This is a genomic window from Streptomyces sp. PL-25, from assembly GCF_058344915.1.
Genome location: NZ_CP136997.1, coordinates 3,799,015 through 3,816,790 on the forward strand (window position 1 = coordinate 3,799,015; position 17,776 = coordinate 3,816,790).

The 17,776-nt window shown below is 73.0% G+C and carries 15 protein-coding genes; 3 read left to right on the forward strand and 12 right to left on the reverse strand.

Annotated features, from left to right (window positions below; genetic code table 11):
* Positions 1 to 29 precede the first annotated feature (29 nt).
* The 9 genes from R4Z62_RS17045 to R4Z62_RS17085 all read right to left on the reverse strand — a co-directional run bounded on the left by R4Z62_RS17045 (position 30) and on the right by R4Z62_RS17085 (position 10,304).
* Entirely contained in the window at positions 30 to 866 is an 837-nt protein-coding gene (locus tag R4Z62_RS17045; RefSeq protein ID WP_064534010.1) for an HAD family hydrolase, read from the reverse strand.
* Positions 863 to 2,140: a serine--tRNA ligase gene (gene serS / locus R4Z62_RS17050; protein ID WP_064534009.1), complete on the reverse strand. Its 1,278-nt coding sequence runs from the start codon at positions 2,138 to 2,140 to the stop codon at positions 863 to 865. The genes R4Z62_RS17045 and serS overlap by 4 nt, the downstream gene beginning before the upstream one ends.
* A 572-nt stretch (positions 2,141 to 2,712) precedes the next feature.
* On the reverse strand, positions 2,713 to 3,645 hold the full coding sequence (pheA, locus tag R4Z62_RS17055; protein ID WP_064534008.1) for a prephenate dehydratase: 933 nt from the start codon (positions 3,643 to 3,645) through the stop codon (positions 2,713 to 2,715).
* A gap of 77 nt (positions 3,646 to 3,722) precedes the next feature.
* Positions 3,723 to 5,063, reverse strand: coding sequence for an iron uptake transporter deferrochelatase/peroxidase subunit (gene efeB, locus R4Z62_RS17060; protein ID WP_382848241.1), 1,341 nt, complete (start codon positions 5,061 to 5,063; stop codon positions 3,723 to 3,725).
* 6 nt (positions 5,064 to 5,069) lie between these two features.
* Positions 5,070 to 7,148, reverse strand: coding sequence for a copper resistance protein CopC (locus R4Z62_RS17065; protein ID WP_491520228.1), 2,079 nt, complete (start codon positions 7,146 to 7,148; stop codon positions 5,070 to 5,072).
* A 13-nt stretch (positions 7,149 to 7,161) separates the two neighbouring features.
* Positions 7,162 to 7,638, reverse strand: coding sequence for a copper chaperone PCu(A)C (locus R4Z62_RS17070; protein WP_491520229.1), 477 nt, complete (start codon positions 7,636 to 7,638; stop codon positions 7,162 to 7,164).
* A complete protein-coding gene (locus R4Z62_RS17075; protein ID WP_064534005.1) occupies positions 7,635 to 8,285 on the reverse strand; it encodes an SCO family protein in 651 nt (216 codons plus the stop codon). The genes R4Z62_RS17070 and R4Z62_RS17075 overlap by 4 nt, the downstream gene beginning before the upstream one ends.
* A gap of 116 nt (positions 8,286 to 8,401) precedes the next feature.
* Positions 8,402 to 9,148, reverse strand: coding sequence for a YcnI family copper-binding membrane protein (locus R4Z62_RS17080; protein WP_355477825.1), 747 nt, complete (start codon positions 9,146 to 9,148; stop codon positions 8,402 to 8,404).
* Between the two features lie 229 nt (positions 9,149 to 9,377).
* The gene (locus R4Z62_RS17085) at positions 9,378 to 10,304 is read right to left on the reverse strand and encodes a hypothetical protein (RefSeq protein ID WP_385501919.1); all 927 of its coding nucleotides are present in this window, start codon (positions 10,302 to 10,304) and stop codon (positions 9,378 to 9,380) included.
* A 225-nt stretch (positions 10,305 to 10,529) separates the two neighbouring features.
* Between R4Z62_RS17085 and R4Z62_RS17090 the strand changes: the two genes are divergently transcribed.
* Positions 10,530 to 10,976, forward strand: coding sequence for an ATP-binding protein (locus R4Z62_RS17090; protein WP_491520230.1), 447 nt, complete (start codon positions 10,530 to 10,532; stop codon positions 10,974 to 10,976).
* A gap of 69 nt (positions 10,977 to 11,045) precedes the next feature.
* On the opposite strand, the gene pdxR is transcribed toward R4Z62_RS17090, so the two are convergent.
* From pdxR to R4Z62_RS17105, 3 genes are all read right to left on the reverse strand, one after another.
* Positions 11,046 to 12,413 (reverse strand): MocR-like pyridoxine biosynthesis transcription factor PdxR, encoded by a 1,368-nt coding sequence (gene pdxR / locus R4Z62_RS17095; protein WP_389596905.1) that lies wholly within the window; start codon positions 12,411 to 12,413, stop codon positions 11,046 to 11,048.
* Positions 12,414 to 12,484: 71 nt separating this feature from the next.
* The gene (locus R4Z62_RS17100; protein WP_491520231.1) at positions 12,485 to 13,942 is read right to left on the reverse strand and encodes an aminopeptidase P family protein; all 1,458 of its coding nucleotides are present in this window, start codon (positions 13,940 to 13,942) and stop codon (positions 12,485 to 12,487) included.
* A gap of 111 nt (positions 13,943 to 14,053) precedes the next feature.
* Positions 14,054 to 15,601, reverse strand: coding sequence for a PP2C family protein-serine/threonine phosphatase (locus R4Z62_RS17105; RefSeq protein WP_491520232.1), 1,548 nt, complete (start codon positions 15,599 to 15,601; stop codon positions 14,054 to 14,056).
* Positions 15,602 to 16,101: 500 nt separating this feature from the next.
* Between R4Z62_RS17105 and R4Z62_RS17110 the strand changes: the two genes are divergently transcribed.
* Complete coding sequence (locus R4Z62_RS17110) at positions 16,102 to 16,767, forward strand: bifunctional DNA primase/polymerase (protein WP_064533999.1); 666 nt, start codon at positions 16,102 to 16,104, stop codon at positions 16,765 to 16,767.
* Positions 16,768 to 16,820: 53 nt separating this feature from the next.
* Entirely contained in the window at positions 16,821 to 17,513 is a 693-nt protein-coding gene (locus tag R4Z62_RS17115; RefSeq protein WP_491520233.1) for a hypothetical protein, read from the forward strand.
* Positions 17,514 to 17,776: the final 263 nt, after the last annotated feature.

Below are 17,776 nucleotides of genomic sequence, written 5' to 3' on the forward strand. Positions count from 1 at the left end.
GTCGGGCTGGGTGGCGTGATGCTCCGGGCTCAGCCCAGCCACCGTTCCAGCACCACCGCGATGCCGTCCTCCTCGTGGGAGGCCGTCACCTCGTCCGCGACCGCCTTCAGCTCCTCGTGGGCGTTGGCCATGGCCACCCCGTGGGCGGCCCAGGCGAACATGGGGATGTCGTTGGGCATGTCGCCGAAGGCGATCGTGTCGGCCGGCTTCAGACCCATCCGCCGGGCGGCCAGTGACAGCCCCGTCGCCTTCGACAGGCCGAGCGGAAGAAGCTCCACTATGCCCTCGCCGGCCATGGTGACCGAGACGAAGCCGCCCGCCGCCCGGTGCGCGGCCTCGGCGAGCGCGTCGTCGGAGAGCGTCGGGTGCTGGATGTAGATCTTGTTGAGCGGGGCGCTCCACAGATCGGAGGCGTCCGTCAGCGGGGTGGCGGGCAGGGCGCCGGTCACGGCGTATCCGGGGCCCACCAGCACCTCGCCGTCCAGCCCGTCCCGGCTGGCCGCCAGGTAGAGCGGGCCGACCTCGGCCTCGATCTTGGCCAGCGCCACCCCGGCCAGCTGCCGGTCCAGGGTCACCGAGGTCAGCAGCCGGTGCTCGCCGGCGTGGTACACCTGGGCGCCCTGGCCGCAGACCGCGAGGCCGCGGTAGCCGAGGTCGTCCAGGATGTGCCGGGTCCAGGGGGTGGCGCGGCCGGTGACGACGATGTGCGCGGCACCCGCCGCGGTGACCGCGGCGAGCGCCTCACGGGTGCGGGGCGAGACCGACTCGTCGGACCGCAGCAGGGTGCCGTCGAGGTCGGTCGCGACCAGCCGGTAGGGGAGGCCGCCGGAGTTCTCGCCGACGGCCGTGGTGGCGGTGGCGGTCACTTGGCCAGCGGCTCCAGGACCTCCCGGCCGCCGAGGTAGGGACGCAGCACCTCGGGCACGCGCACGGAGCCGTCGGCCTGCTGGTGGTTCTCCAGCAGGGCGACGATGGTGCGCGGTACGGCGCACAGCGTGCCGTTCAGCGTGGCCAGCGGCTTGACCTGCTTGCCGTCGCGGACGCGGATGGACAGCCGCCGCGACTGGAACTCGGTGCAGTCCGAGGTCGAGGTCAGCTCGCGGTACTTGCCCTGGGTCGGGATCCACGCCTCGCAGTCGAACTTGCGCGCGGCCGACGAACCGAGGTCGCCCGAGGCGACGTCGATCACGCGGAACGGCAGCTCCAGCGAGGTCAGCCACTGCTTCTCCCACTCCAGCAGCCGCTGGTGCTCCGCCCGCGAGTCCTCGGGGGCGACGTAGGAGAACATCTCGACCTTGTCGAACTGGTGCACACGGAAGATGCCCCGGGTGTCCTTGCCGTGCGAGCCGGCCTCGCGGCGGAAGCAGGGCGAGAAGCCCGCGTAGCGCAGCGGCAGCCGGTCGGCGTCGATGATCTCGTCCATGTGGTAGGCCGCCAGCGGCACCTCGGACGTGCCGACCAGGTACAGGTCGTCCTTGTCGAGGTGGTAGACGTCCTGGGCGGCCTGCCCGAGGAAACCGGTGCCGGCCATGGACTGCGGGCGCACCAGCGCCGGGGTGAGCATGGGCGTGAAGCCGGCGGCGGTGGCCTGGGCGATCGCCGCGTTCACCAGGGCCAGCTCCAGCAGGGCGCCGACACCGGTGAGGAAGTAGAAGCGGGAGCCGGAGACCTTCGCGCCGCGCTCCACGTCGATCGCGCCGAGGAGCTGGCCCAGCTCCAGGTGGTCCCGGGGCTCGAAGCCCTCGGCGGCGAAGTCGCGGTGGGTGCCGTGCGTCTCCAGCGTGACGAAGTCCTCCTCGCCGCCGACCGGGACCTCGGGGTGGACGAGGTTGCCGAGCCGGAGCAGCAGCTCCTGGGTCTCGGCGTCGGCCGCGTCGCGCTCGGCGTCGGCCGTCTTGACGTCGGCGGCGAGCTGGCCGGCCTTCTTCAGCAGCTCGGCCTTCTCGTCACCGGCGGCCTTGGGGATGAGCTTGCCCAGCGCCTTCTGCTCGGCGCGCAGCTCGTCGAAGCGGACGCCGGACGACCTGCGCCGCTCGTCGGCAGACAGGAGGGAGTCGACGAGCGCGACGTCCTCTCCACGGGCGCGCTGCGAGGCGCGCGCACGGTCAGGGTCCTCACGGAGCAGACGAAGGTCAATCACATGCTCAAGGCTACCGGTGCGGCGTTCCGGCTCACGACCCAGTATTCGGGTCCGCTCCCCTGCGATTCGGGCCCGCCGCTCCGCGGGGCCGTACGCACGGTCAGGGCAGAATTGCGCACCGTGTCAATAGGGGCCCCGGCGGGCCCCTGGAAGAGGGCGGCCGGTGGCCGTCCTGTTGACTGGATTCCCTTGTGGGCAACCGGACTTGGAGGATGGGTTGTCCACAGGAATCCAGGACTGCGGAAAAGTTATCCACAGGCTGTGCGAAAGATCTGTGGACTTCGGAATTGATCACTCCGGAAGTACGGGGCACCGCAAGAATTCCCGGCCCAAACGGGTTCGACACCCACTTTCGGGTGGAAAAGGGTCGCCCCAAAAGATGAACCATGGGAAACGAGTGGACGAAGGGTGACCTGCCGTCCGATGGCCCGCCCTGGGGCCTGAAGGGCGATTTGTCGACCGACTCACCTGCCGGTGTCGACTTGTCCCCAGGTCGAGAAGCGGACCTGTGGATAACTTCTGTGGATAACGAAGATCTGCAGGTAGGACTGGTCGTACCCGGTCGGAAGTGACTAGAAACGGCCGTCCTGGCAGCGTGCCACCCACTCGGCGGCGGCCATGAACTCCTCGTCCGACGTTCCGGCGAACGGGGGCCGCACGTCCGCGGCGCCGATGTCCGCGCGCGGGTACGAGCCGAGGAAGCGCACCTCCGGGCAGACTCGCTTCAGGCCCGTCAGCGCCTCGGCCATCCGGCGGTCGGCGATATGTCCCTCGGCGTCGATGCAGAAGCAGTAGTTGCCGATGCCCGCGCCGGTGGGACGGGACTGGAGCAGCATCAGGTTGATCCCCCGGCCGGAGAACTCGCCCAGCAGGTCGCGCAGTCCGCCGGGATGGTCGGCCCGCTGCCAGAGGACCACGGACGTCTTGTCCGCACCGCTCGGCGCGGCCGGCCGCGCGGGACGGCCGACGAGAACGAACCGGGTCTGCGCGTTCTCCGCGTCATGGATGCCCGTCTCCAGTGCTTCGAGCCCGTACCGGGCCGCGGCGAACGCACCGGCGAAGGCGGCGTCGTAGCGGCCTTCCTGGACCAGCCGGGCGCCGTCGGCGTTGGAGGCGGCCGACTCCCAGCGGGCGTCGGGCAGACGCGCCTTCAGCCAGTTGCGCACCTGTGGCTGGGCGGCCGGATGGGCGGTGACCGTCCGGATGGCGTCGAGGCCGGTACCGGGCCTGACCAGCAGCGCGAAGGCGATCGAGAGCAGCACCTCGCGGTAGATCATCAGTGGGCGGCCCGCGACCAGTTCGTCGAGCGTCGTGGTGATGCCGCCCTCGACGGAGTTCTCGATGGGCACGAACGCGGCCTCGGCCGCTCCGTCGCGGACCGCGTCCAGTGCCGACTGCACGGACACATGCGGAACCAGCTCCCGGGTGGCCGCCTCCGGAAGTCTGCGGAGCGCCACTTCGGTGAAGGTGCCTTCCGGACCGAGATAGGCGTAGCTCGCTGACATGCCCTCACCCTACGGTCCGCCCCGGTTCCCCTCACCCTCGAAGAGGTGTGCCCTCCGGGGCTGTGCCCTCCGAGGCGTCATCCCTCCAGGAGCCGCTGCCCGACGTACTCGCCCCGTGCGGCCCCGCCCGGCACGGCGAACAGCCCGCTCGCCTCGTGCCGGATGAACGGCGACAGCGCGTCGCCGCGGTCCAGCTTGCGCTGCACCGGTACGAAGCCCCGCAGCGGATCGGCCTGCCAGCAGATGAACAGCAGCCCCGCGTCCGGTGTGCCGTCCGGTGCGATGCCGTCGTGGTACGAGAACGGGCGCCGCAGCATGGCCGCGCCGCCGTTCTGGTCGGGGCGCGTGATGCGGGCGTGCGCGTTGACCGGGACGACGTAGGTGCCGTCCTGGCCGGCCTTCTCCAGGTCCATGGCGGTCGTCTCGGTGCCCCCGCTGAGCGGTGCGCCGTCGGACTTGCGGCGCCCGATGACGTTCTCCTGCTCGGGCAGGGACAGCTTCTCCCAGTCGTCCAGGAGCATGCGGATCCGGCGTACGACGACGTAGGAGCCGTTCGCCATCCAGGCGGGCCGGCCCCCGTCAGGGACGAAGATGCGCTGGTCGAAGTCGGGGTCCTTGGGCTTAGGGTTGTTGGTGCCGTCGACCTGGCCCATCAGGTTGCGGGCCGTCATGGGGTGCGCGGTGGCGCCCGGGGAACGGTTGAAACCGTTCATCTGCCAGCGCACCCGGGCGGCGCTGCCCGCGTCCTTCTGGAGGGCACGCAGAGCGTGGAAGGCGACCAGGGCATCGTTGGCGCCGATCTGCACCCAGAGATCGCCGTCGCTGCGGGCCTTGTCGAGCCGGTCGGAGGAGAAGGCGGGCAGCGGCTCCAAGGCGGCGGGCCGCTGCTGTGCCAGGCCGGTCCGGTCGAAGAACGACCGGCCGAAGCCGAAGGTGATCGTCAGGGACGAGGGGCCCGCGTCCCGTGCGACGCCGGTGTCACCGTGCGCGGCGGGCTCGCCCGCCATCAGCCGTTCGGCGGTCCCCGACCACCGGCGCAGCAGGGCCGCCGCCTCCTTGCGGCCCGACCCGGCCGTCAGGTCGAAGGCGACGAGATGGCCGCTGGACTGGAGCCCCTCCGTGATCCCGGGCTGGTGTTTCACGTGAAACACGGCCCGATCGGAGCCGAGCGCGGTCAGCGGGGTGGCACCGGCGGGCGCGGCGGTGTATCCGATGGCCGCGCCTGCCGCACCCAGGACCAGCCCACTGGCACCGGCCGTGCCGAGCAGCCGCCGCCGCGAGATGCCCGCCCCGGCGGCGGCGTCGGCCGCCCTGGGCTCGGGCACGGCCGAAGCGGAGCCGGAGCCGGCGGCGGGGACGGAAGCCCGGGAAGCCCGGGTGTTCCGGGAGGCGTTCTTCGGGGTGGACTGGTCGGGCATGGTGGTTCAGCCGATCTTGACGTTCTTGGTGACGGTCACCTGGTCGATGTCGGAGGTCCGCACGGTCACGGCGACCTCCCAGTCGCCCGCCATGGGGATCTGCACCCCGTCCGCCGCCCAGTGTCCGGTGGTGATGTGGTCGGGGGCGACGGGGAGCGGCCCGATCTTCTGGTCGGGGAGGGTGAAGGCGATCTTGAGCTCGGCGACGTCGAACGGCTTGCCGTCCGGCCGCTGTGCGTAGACGTGCAGCTCGTTGGCGCCCACGCGTGCGGGGTCGAGGTCGATCCGGACGACGCCCCGGCCGTTCTGGCCGCCGGTGTCGAACGGCAGGTCGAGGGCGGCCGCACCGGTCGAGGACGAGGCGGCGGAGGTGGACGAGGACGAGGTGGCCGCCTTGGCCTCCTCCTCCGTGCGGCCCGGCTCCGTCTGGGTCAGCACGGTGGTGACGGCGAGCAGGACGACGGCGACACCGGCCTCCATCAGCACCGAGCGGCGCAACCCGAACCGGTTCGGGTCACCGTCTCGCAGCCGCTTCTGCCGTGCCGCGTCCACGGCGGCCCGCTGCCGGGCGAGCTGGGCGGCCCGACCGGAGTCGCTCGCCTTCGCAGCCGCCTTACCGGCTGCCCCGCCCTTACCGGCTGCCCCGCTGTCCGTCTCTTCCGCCGCGTCCCCGTCCGCGCCGTCTCCCCCCGTCTCCCCGTCCGCCGCACCCTTCCGCGCGCCGACCGGCTTCTTCGCGCCGGCCGGCGCCTTGCGCGGACCCGTGACAGAGCCGCTTGCGGAACCAACCGAGGAGCCAGCCGAGGAACCGGCCGCGGATCCGGTGGCCGTCCGGTCGGCGGCACCACCGCCCACCGTGTCCGCCAGCCGCCCCGTCCAGCGCCGGGAGAACCAGGCGACCGCGACCATCAGCAGCACCAGACCGGCCTTGATCAGGAGCAGCTGCCCGTAGCGGGTGCCGGTCAGCGCCGTCCAGGAGCCGACCTGGCGCCAGGACTGGTAGATGCCGGTGGCGACCAGGGCCACCACGGAGCCGAAGGCGAGACGGGAGAAGCGGCGTACGGCCGCGGCCTCGACCGGGGTGTCGGCGGGCGCCCGGTAGAGCGCGACCAGCAGCGCGACGAGTCCGCCCAGCCAGGCGGCGACGGCCAGCAGATGGACGACGTCGACCGGCATCGCGATGCCCGGCTGGAGGCCGACCGAGGCGTGCTCGGCCAGGGCCCAGCTCGCCGCAAGCCCGGCGGCGACCACGACGCCCCCGATCGCCAGCCCGAACGTCAGGTCCCGCTTCTCCTCGTCCTGCCGCTTCTCGTACGCCCCGAAGAGCACCGCGACGAAGAGCGCCGCAGCGGCGAGCAGCAGCAGCCGGGAGACGAGGGCGGCGCCCGTCTTGGTCTGGAGCACCTCTCCGAGCAGGTTCAGGTCGAAGATGTCCCCGGCCTTCCCGGAGGTGGTGTAGGAGCCGCGCAGGAGCAGCAGCGCCAGGGTGGCCGCGGTGAGCGCGACCCAGCCGGAGACGACGAGCCGCTGCACGGCCCGCACCCCGGCGCCGCGCTGCCAGCAGGCCAGGACGAAGGCGGCGCCGCCGGTCAGGACGATGAAACCGGCGTACGACACATAGCGCCCGATGCCGTACAGCCAGCCGACGAACCCGCCGCCCACGTCCTGGCCGCCGGCCACGACCGCGGTCTTGGAGGGCGCCCCGATGGAGAAGGTGTAGGCGCCGCCCACGGGGTGGCTGTCGGCGGAGACCACCTGGTAGGTGACGGTGTACGTGCCCTTGGCCAGCCCGCCGCGCAGCCGCACGCTGTACGTGGTGCCGCTGACGTGGGCCGGTTTTCCGGTGTCGACGCGGGCACCCTTGGGATCGAGCACCCGCAGCGAGTCACCGTTCATCGCGACCTCCTCGGAGAAGGTCAGCGAGACCTGGGCGGGTGCCTGGGCGACCACCGCCCCCTGCCGGGGGTCGCTGCCGGTCAGCGCGGCGTGCGCGGAGGCCGGTGCGGCACCGGCCAGGACCGCGCAGGCGACGGCCAGGAACAGCAGCACCAGGTTCCGTACGCGGGGGGTGATGGTCGGCGTCAAGGTGGTCCCTCCCTCAGTGTCCGGTCTCGGGGACGTACGTGGCGGGCTTCACCGGCATCTCGACCCGCAGATCGCCGGACTTGGCGAAGTGCAGCTGGACGGAGACCGTCTGGCCCTGCTGGGGCCGGTGCTTGAGCATGTCGAACATCAGGTGGTTCGCACCGCTCTTGAACACCAGCCGGCCGTGGGCGGGCACGGTGAGCCGGTCCGCCTCCTGCATCGTCTGGCCGACCGTGCGGTGCGCGGTCACGGAACCCGCGGCGTCACTGGTCACCGACGTCAGCTCGTCGTCGGCGTCGCCCTTGTTGACTATCGTCAGGAAACCGGCCGCCATCGAGTCGGACACCGGCTGGGGCATGTAGGCGCCGCTGACGGACAGTTCGGCCTTCCCGGCGGACTCGGCGCCGGAGGCCGAGCCGCCGCAGCCGCTCAGCAGGGCCGTGCCGGCCAGGGCCACCACCGTCAGTCCGGCCGCCGCCCGGCGCCTCACGGGTTCTCTCCCTTGATCAGCTTGGGCAGGCCCTTGGTGTAGTCGCCTACGGTGGCGTCCTCGTCGTAGACCACATAACCCGTGTCGTTCTTCGGGGAGAAAGCGACGACCTGGGCGCCGTGCACCGACACGAGCTTGCCGTTCTTGTCCTTCTTGGTCGGCTCGACGGTGATGCCGATGCTGCGCGCACCGGCCTCGATGGTGGCGTAGTCGCCGGTCAGACCGACGAACTGCGGGTCGATGCCGTTGAGCCACTTGCCGAGTTCGGCGGGTGTGTCTCGGCCGGGGTCGGTGGTGACGAACACCACCCGCAGCTTGTCCTGGTCCGCCTTGGGCAGGGCCTTCTTGGCGACCGCCAGGTTGTTCATCGTCAGCGGGCAGACATCGGGGCAGTGGGTGTAGCCGAAGTAGATCAGGGTGGGCCGGCCCGCGGTCTCCTTGCGGAGGTCGTACTTCTTGCCGTGGACGTCGGTCAGCACCAGGTCGGGCTTCTCGAAGGGCTGGTCGAGCACGGTCGCGGGCTGCTGCGAGGGCTGCTCGGCGACGACGGTGGCGGCCTTCTCGTCGCCGTCGCCGCTGCCGCAGGCGGACAGGGTCATCGTCGCGGCGGCGAGCAGTGCGGCCGCGGCGAACGTCTTCTTGCGCATAGAAAAATGTCCCAGATGTGAGAACTCCGGCGCGCACCGGGCCCGTACGCCCCACACGGGGGGACGGCCGTACCCGGACCTCGTGCGGTCCCGGTGCGCGGCACGGACGAGCAGGATCAGGCGGCGGTCCGGCGGCGCCCGGCGAACACGCCGTACGCCACGCCGGCCGCGCCGACGACGATGCCCACGACGCCGAGGACGCGGGCGGTGGTGTCACTGCCGCTCTCGGCGGCGGCGGCGGTGGGGGTGCTCTCGGCGGACTTGGAACCGGCGGAGGTGTTCTGGGCCGCCGCTCCGTGGGCGTCGTCCGCCGCGGCGGTCAGCTGGAGCGTCGGTGCCGGGTTGTCGGGCTCGGCCTGGCCCTTCTGCGGGACCTCGATCCAGCGGACGACCTCCTTGTTGGAGTACGTCTGGAGGGCCTTGAAGACGAGTTGGTCGGCGTCCTGGGGCAGCGCGCCCACGGACACCGGGAACTTCTGGAAGTAGCCCGGCAGGATGCCCTTGCCGTCGGTGGCGGTCCAGGTGACCTTGCTGACCGCCTCGGAGATCTGCTTGCCGTGCATCTCCAGGGGCTTGTCCAGCTTGGACTTGGTGACCTCGACCTTCCAGCCGTTGACCGGCTCCGGCATCACCGAGGCCAGCGGGTGATCGGTCGGGAAGGCGACCTCCAGCTTGGTGGTGGAGGCGTTGTCGCGCTCGTTGGGCACCTTGAAGTCGACGACGGCGTAGCCGCCCTTGGCCGCGGCGCCCTCCGCCGCCACGGTGACGTGCGCGAACGCGGGGACGGAGACGGCGAGGACGGCCGCGCCCGCGAGGGCGCCGACGGTGGCGAGACGAGAGGTCTTGCGGCTGATGGCCTGCATCACAGAGAACACTCCACTTCGAGTGGGTCCGGTGGTCCGGTGGTCCGGTGGATCCGGTGGTCGGGAGAGGGCGCGTACTCCGGGGCGGTGCGAGGGAGCGTGCGCACCGGGACGTACGCCGGTGCGCACCGCCCGCGGGGCGGGCACGCGCGGGGACGCCGCACGACGGCGGCCTCCCCCTCCGTTCCGGCCGGGTGGGCCGGGACCGTGGAGTGCTGGTCGCGTCGTGTCAGGCGGCGAGGACGAGGACGGCGGCAGGCGGACCGCGCCGGATCACCGTGTGCTGGAGGGCGGTGGCGGTCGGCGGCGGCAGGACGCGGTCGGCGGCGCGCGGGACGCGCGGGCCTGTGCCCGGCAGCGCCGGCAGCCCGGCGCACAGGGCGCACACCAGGGCGAGCGCCCCGCGCAGGGACCGTACGAGCGCGCCCTCGGCGACTCCGTGCGCCGACAGTGCGATCAGCCGCACCAGGGCGAGGTCGCCACGGCGCAGCAGCCAGCCCGCGGCCAGCGCGGCGAGCACATGGCCGAGCAGCATGGGCAGGGACGGCAGCAGCGCGGCGAGGGACCCGGCGCCGTGCGGGACGGCCGCCGGACCGGTCGCGCCGGTCGGTGCCGCGGCTCCGGACGGGTAGACATGGGCGTCGACGAGGATCCGGTAGGCCCGTGCCGGGGTGATCCCCGCGGTGGTGGTGCCGCACAGGTATCGCGCGGCCCGCTCCACCAGCGCGGCGTCGGACAGCACATGGCCCGCGTGGCCCAGGGAACCGCCCGGCACCGCCGAACCCGCCGCGCCCGCCGAAACCGTCGAGCCCAGGGGCCCCATGGCTCCCATGGAACCCGTCGAGCCCATCGGTATCGCGCCGGACACCATGCCTGCCCCGTGCTGTCCGAGTCCGAACAGCACGTGCAGCACCAGCTGGCCCGCCGCGAGCAGCGCCGCGATCCCGGGCAGCGAGCGGGCGCGCCCGGCCAGCGGTACGACGACCACGAGCGCCCCCAGGAAACCCGCGCCCAGCGTCCACAGCGGGACGGTGGCGCAGGAGCCCAGGGTGTGCCCCGCCGCGGCCAGCACGACGCAGACCGCGGCGAACACCGCGGCCCGCAGCAGCCTGAGATCGCGTCCGGCGGATGCCGCGCGCGAGTGGGGGGCAGTCATGGCGGCCTCATCATCCCACTGGGCACCGGTGCTCCGTACGGCAGGTCCACAAGGTGCGGTACCTCCGGACAGGTCACCTTCCACGGCGTATGCGCCCGTGCATACACCGATCCCCTCCGTCCTCGCATCCGCCGAACGGGCGTCGCCGTGTCAACGCGGTGCTTACGGCCGGGCACGCCGGGCAATACGTATCGGTATGTCGAGCCGCGGCCAGGAGGCTGGAGCATGAGCATCTGGTGGTCACTCCATCTGCGGCGTGACGCTGCGAGCGTGCCCCTCGCCCGGCGGCTCCTGCTCGGCACGATGGAGACCGCGGGCGTCGACCCCGACATCTCCTTCGACCTGTCGGTCGCCCTGAGCGAGGCCTGCGCGAACGCCGTGGAGCACGGCGGGGACGGCGCCAGTTCGCAGGACTACCGGGTGACCGCCTACCTCGACGGGGAGAAGTGCCGTATCGAGGTGGCCGACACCGGCCCCGGCTTCCCGGGCGAGGGACACCGCGTGCCGGTCCGCGCCCCGCACACGGACGCCGAGCACGGCCGTGGCCTGTGCCTCATCCGGGAGCTGGCCGACCACGTCCACATCGGCAACGAGCCGGGGCGGGGCGGTGCGGTGGTGAGCTTCGACAAGATCCTCAAGTGGCGCGACGACGCTCCGCTGGCGGCGGTCTGACTGCGGTCGCCCCCGTAGCCCCCGCCACCCCCGGTGGCACCACCCCGCCGCCCCGGCGGCAGCGCGGCCTCACGCGCCGTCCAGGACCTTCGCCAGCGCCTCCAGCGCCTCCGGGTAGGTCCGCTCCCTGGGCGTCCCGTAGCCGACGACGAGCCCTTGCGGGTGGCCCGCGCCGGGCGTGTGCCAGTGCTCGCCGAGACGGCCGAGCGCCAGCCCCGCCTCCTCGGCGCGGGCCAGCACCCGCTCCTCGTCCGCCACATCGACCAGGGCGTGCAGCCCGGCGGCGATCCCGCGCACCGGACGGCGCCCGCCCAGCCGCCCCAGGAGCTGGTCCCGGCGGCGCCGGTAGCGCAGCCGGCACGCGCGCACATGCCGGTCGTAGGCGTGGCTGTCGATCAGCTCGGCGAGGGCCAGCTGCCCGATGGACTCGGTGTGGTGGTCGCTGTGCAGCTTGGCCTCGGCCACCGCGTCGACCAGGTGCGGCGGGAGCACCATCCAGCCCAGTCTCAGTGCGGGCCCCAGAGTCTTGGAGGCGGTGCCGAGGTAGGCGACATGACCGGGCGCCATGCCCTGGAGCGCGCCCACCGGCTGGCGGTCGTAACGGAACTCCCCGTCGTAGTCGTCCTCGACGATCAGGGCGCCACGCGCGCGTGCCCAGTCGGTGAGCGCCCGCCGCCGCTCGGGATGCAGGGTGACGCCGGTCGGGTACTGGTGCGCGGGGGTGACGACGACGGCCGACTGCTCGCCCAGGTCCTGCGCGCGCACCCCGCGTTCGTCGACCCGGACCGGCACCACGGTCCCGCCGTTGTGCCGCACCACGTCCCGGTGGAAGGGCAGCCCGGGGTCCTCCATGGCGACCGAGGCGCCGTCCAGCACCCGGGTGAGCAGGGCCAGCCCCTGCACGTATCCGGAGGTGACGACGATCCGCTCCGGCGGCGCCACCACCCCGCGGGCCCGCCCCAGGTACCCCGACAGCGCGGTGCGCAGCTCGATGCGGCCCCGCGGGTCGCCGTAGTCGTACGCCAGCGAGGGCGCCGTCGCGATGGCGCGGCGCAGCGCCCGCAGCCAGGCGGCCGCCGGGAAGGCGCCCACGTCCGGGCTGCCGGGCCTGAGGTCGAAGCGGGGCGCACGCGCGCGTGCCGCCGCTCCGGGCTGTTCCGCGTCCACGGCGGGCAGCGCGGCGACCCGGGTGCCCGAGCCCTGCCGCGCCGTCAGGTACCCCTCGGCGACCAACTGGTCGTAGGCGGCCTTCACGGTGCCCCGCGAGACGCCCAGTTCGAGGGCGAGACGCCGGGTCGCGGGCAGTCTGGCCCCGGGAGCCAGCCGTCCCTCCCGCACCGCGGCCCTGAGCGCCTTCTCCAGTCCGGCCCGGCGGCCCGCCGCCGCGTCCGGTTCCAGATGCAGATCCACCCCGGCACCGGGCAAGAAGCCGTCCACCTGCACGAAACCCTCCCCCTGGGCATGTGTACGGCCGGGCACCGCTCGGGTGCCCGGCCGCTCTTCGCCGATCAGCCCTTCAGGGCCGCCATCCACGCCTCGACCTCGTCGGACCGGCGCGGCAGCGCGGCCGACAGGTTCCGGTTGCCGTCCTCGGTGACCAGGATGTCGTCCTCGATGCGGACGCCGATGCCGCGGTACTCCTCGGGGACCGTCAGGTCGTCGGCCTGGAAGTACAGGCCGGGCTCGACGGTGAGGACCATGCCCGGCTCCAGCGTGCCGTCCACGTACGTCTCGGTGCGCGCGACGGCGCAGTCGTGGACGTCGAGGCCGAGCATGTGACCGGTGCCGTGCAGCGTCCAGCGGCGCTGGAGGCCCAGCTCCAGGACCCGCTCGACCGGGCCCTCGACGAGGCCCCACGCGACGAGCCGCTCGGCCAGCACGCGCTGCGCGGCGTCGTGGAAGTCGCGGTACTTGGCTCCGGGCTTCACGGCCGCGATGCCCGCCTCCTGGGCGTCGTACACGGCGTCGTAGATCTTCTTCTGGATCTCGCTGTACGTGCCGTCGATCGGCAGCGTGCGCGTCACGTCCGCGGTGTACAGGGTGTGCGTCTCCACGCCCGCGTCCAGCAGGAGCAGGTCGCCGGAGCGGACCGGGCCGTCGTTGCGCACCCAGTGCAGCGTGCAGGCGTGCGGGCCGGCGGCGGCGATGGTGCCGTAGCCGACGTCGTTGCCCTCCACACGCGCGCGGAGGAAGAAGGTGCCCTCGACGTAGCGCTCGCTGGTCGCCTCGGCCTTGTCGAGGACCTTCACCACGTCCTCGAAGCCGCGCACCGTGGAGTCGACGGCCTTCTGCAGCTCGCCGACCTCGAAGTCGTCCTTGACCAGGCGGGCCTCGGACAGGAAGACGCGCAGTTCCTCGTCGCGCTCGGCGGTGACCTTGTCGGTCAGGGCCGCCTCGATGCCGGCGTCGTGGCCGCGCACCACGCGGACCGGGCCGGTGGCCTCGCGCAGCGCGTCGGCCAGCTCGCGGACGTCGGCCGCCGGGATGCCGTACAGCGCCTCGGACTCGGTCAGGGAGTGGCGGCGGCCGACCCACAGCTCGCCCTGCCCGTCCAGCCAGAACTCGCCGTTCTCGCGGTCGGAGCGGGGCAGCAGGTAGATGGTCTCCTGGTGGCCGTCGGCGGTGGGCTCCAGGACCAGGACGCCGTCCTCCGTCTGGTTGCCGGTGAGGTAGGCGTACTCGACCGAGGAGCGGAAGGAGTACTCCGTGTCGTTGGAGCGGGTCTTCAGGTTGCCCGCGGGGACGACCAGGCGCTCACCGGGGAAGCGCGCGGAGAGCGCGGCGCGGCGCCGGGCGGTGTGCGCGGCCTGCTCGACGGGCTCCAGCTCGTGCAGCTCGGTGTCGGCCCAGCCGGACTTCATGCTCTCGGCCAGCTCGTCGGACACGCCCGGGTACAGGCCGTTCTTGCGCTGCTTGATCGGCTCTTCCTCGGCAGTCTCCGGGGTCTCCGGGAGCTCCTTCGCCACGGTCTTCCTCCTTGATACGGCACTGGACCACTCCCATCGTACGGTCGTACGGAAGGGGTCCGAGGAGAGCGTCCGCCACGGGCGCGGCAGTGACCCGGAGTGCCGGGGGAGCTACTCGAAACGGGCCACCAGCAGGGCCACGTCCTCCATGCCGTCGGTCACGTCCAGGCCGTCGGGCAGGACGGTGCGCAGCACATGGTCGGCGACCGCGTCCGGGTCGTGGCGCACCGCGCGCGGGACCCCGGCCGCGGCGGCGCGCAGCCGCGCGAAGGCACGGTCGGCGGGGTCGCCGGTACGGTGCAGCAGCCCGTCGGTGTACAGCAGCACCGTTTCGCCTGCGCCGACCTGGAACTCCACGCTGGGCGCCTCCCAGCAGGCGAGCATGCCGAGCGGCGCGGACACGGTCGTCTCCACGTACTCGGTGCGCCGTTCGCCGAGCACCAGCGGCGGGCAGTGCCCCGCCCCGGCCACGGTGATCCGGCGCAGCGCCGGCTCGCAGTAGGCGAACAGGGCGGTGGCGGAGCGGGCGGGCTCGGTCAGCCGCAGCAGCAGCTCCAGATCGGACAGGACGGCGACGGGGTCCTCGCCCTCCATCACCGCGTACGCCCGCAGGGAGGCGCGCAGCCGGCCCATCGCGGCGACCGCGCCGGGCCCGGAACCGGTCACCGAGCCGACCGCGAGGCCGAGCGCGGCGTCGGGCAGCGGCAGCGCGTCGTACCAGTCGCCGCCGCCGCGCGGGCCGGTGCGGTGCCGGGCGGCCAGCCGGACACCGGGCACCCGCGGCAGCCGGGACGGCAGCAGTTCCTCGCGCATCGTCGCCATGCACGCGCGCGTGCGTTCGCCTTCGAGCAGCCGGGCCAGGTGCTCGGTGGCGAAGCGGACGTAGAGACCGGCCAGGTGGCGCTGCCGTTCGTCGGGTTCGGCGGGCTCGTCGTAGAGCCAGGTCGCGGCGCCGAGCCGGCCGGCGGCCTCGGTGGACAGGGGCAGCGCGTAGCCTGCCGCGTAGCCGAGCCGGGCGGCCACCTCGCGGTGGCGGGGGTCGAGGCCCTCCTCGGCGAACAGGTCGGCGCGCACGATCTCACCGTCGCCGCCGGGCAGTCCCGCCGCGGTGTCCAGCAGGGCGCCGTAGGGCATCGAGGCGCGCGGGACGGTCTCGATGTGGCCCAGGTCGGCGCGGGCCAGACCCAGGCCGACGGTCGTGTCGGGGCCGAGTCCGTCGTCCGGTTCGAGGACGACCAGGCCGCGCCGGGCGCCCACGAGGGCGGCGCCGGCGTGCAGCAGCTCCTCCAGCGCGGCGTCGAGCCGGTTCGTACGGGCCAGCCGCTCCGTCAGTTCGTGCAGCGTGGTGAGGTCGGAGACCCAGCCGGCGAGCCGGTCCTGGAGGAGGGCGCCCGGCGGATGGGCGGTGTGCGCGGAGTGCGCGCTGCTCGCGCCGGCGGCGGAGGAGGCGTCCGCGGCAGGGGGGACGGGCGCGACAGTGTGTGCGGGTGCGGGAACCGTTGAATCGATTCCGGCCACTTTCGGAGGGTGCGGGGCGTTCATGGCGTCCGGCTTTCCGACCGGTGCGTACTGCTCAAAAGCATCGCAAACCCCCATGTCATTCTGCGCCGCCGGCAGTGTCTCCACATGTACACGCACTCGTGAGGGGATGTCCAGCATTGTCCTGCCGGGATTCCTGGTGTCAGCGCGCCTGCCGTGGTGATGTGCCTGGACTCTTGCGTATCAACGAAGTTGGCTTGAAACTGCCTCGGGTAACGGCTTATTGCGGTCGACTGGTTTCGCTCCACAGAGCGTCACAGCGGTCGTGATGGGTACGTACTCGGAGAAGACCAGGGGTGGTTGGGAGCTGCCCGGAACCTGGCGACGGACCCGGGCGTCCTATCCACCGACGGCCGTGCCCCATCCTCGCGTGACGGCGGCGGAGAGCAGAACGCGCGACAGCAAAACGCCACACTCCGCCACCCCGCGCCACGCCCATGCTCTTGAGAGACGCGTATGGGCAGGGCTGCAGCGGAAGCAGCCGGTGCCCGGCCCAGAGGGTTCCCCGTGCTGACGGCAGGGGTGTGATGCGCCAACAGGTACGCCCAGTGAAGTGATCGACACATGGTGTGATGTGGTCCACGGTGTTGCCAGCGGTGCAACGGAAAGGACGAGCGCTCATGCGCGAGATCCCCGGAAGGCGACGCAGGCTCCTGTCCAGGCGCGGTGACGGGAGGCCCGAGCCGATCGACGCGGCCCTGACCTTCGCCGCCCAGTGGCAGTGGCCGGTGCTCCCGGGCGTGGCGAGGGACGCGCGGCGGCCCGAGCGCTGCGCCTGCCCCGACCCCGAGTGCACGGTGCCCGGCGCACACCCCTTCGACCCCGGCCTGCTCGCGGCGACCACCGACGCCCGGATGGTCCGCTGGTGGTGGACCAACCGGCCCGCCGCGCCGATCGTCCTGGCCACCGGCGGCAAGGCGCCCTGCGCGGTGAGCCTGCCGGCGCTGGCGGCGGCGAGCGCCCTGCGCACCCTGGACCGGGCGGGCATGCGGCTCGGCCCGGTCGTCGCCTCGTCGGCGCGCTGGTCCATCCTCGTCGAGCCCTACTCCCTGGAGCGGCTCGGCGAACTGCTCTACGCCAAGGACTTCGTGCCCGGCTCGCTGCGCTTCCACGGCGAGGGCGGCTACATCGCCCTGCCGCCCTCGGAGACGGGGGCAGGCCCGGTCCGCTGGGAGCGCGCCCCGCTGCCCGGCTCCGCCGCCCCCTGGGTGCCCGGCGTGGAGGCCGTGGTGGACGCGGTGGTGGACGCCCTCACTCGGAAGGGTGTGAGCGCGCCCGAGTTGTAGGGGTGTCGGGCGCGCCGGGGGCAACCGCCCGTTCTGGTCGTTATCTTCCCTTTATGTTGCGCCATCCCGAGGGACACGGAAGCGGCCGCCCGCACGGACACGGAGACGGCGGTCCGCGCGGACGCGGCGACCGCCGGGACCCGGAGGCGGAGCGTACGGGCGGCGCCGATCCCCGGCGGGTCCGGCTGTACGCCCTCATCGGCGTCGTGGTGTGCGCCGTCGCGCTGCCGCTGGCCGTGGCGTCCGCGGGCCAGGTCGGCGACCGGGGCGTTCCGGGAGCCCCGGGTGGCCCGGACGACCGGGGACGTGCCGCCGCCGCGCCGGACCGCCCGGCCGCCGACGGCAAGATGCCGACCGCCGCGCCCACCCGTACGCCGTTCCTGCTCGGTCTGGGACTGGCGACCGCCACCCGCTGCGGCCCCGAGGTCGCCTCGCCCGGTGGTGTCGAGGCGCAGACCTGTGTGCTGACCCAGGGCGCGGACACCTGGGCGCGCACCTACTACCGCAACGCGACCGGCCGGGCCCTGGACGCCGCGCTGACCCTCATGGGCCCGGACGAGCGCACCCTGAGGATCCACTGCGCGCTGGACGGCGGCGACGAACCCGGGACGTGCGACACGCCCCGGGAGCACACCCGTGGCGCGCCGGGTGCCTACACGGCCGTCGCCGAGTTCGCCGGGCGCCCGGGAAGCGGACCGCTGCTGCTGCGCTCCGGCTCCAACTCACCTGCGAAAACGCGGCGTTGACGGGCGGCTGCGCTCGGTGAGCGGCAGTGCACATGGAAAGACCCGGTTGCTGGCGACGGGGGATGCACCAGCAACCGGGCTACTGGAACGGTAACAAGAGATCGGCGGTTCGCAAATTCGATCCCGGCTTTCCAGTCACCCGGTGTGCCGTCTTTCCGGTCACACCGACTCGCCCGCGCGGACCGGGAGTTGAAACCGGAGCTACCTGTTCCGCGCGGGGCGTCCGGCTGACCGGTCGGTCAGCACGGCCGGTGGGCCCCCGG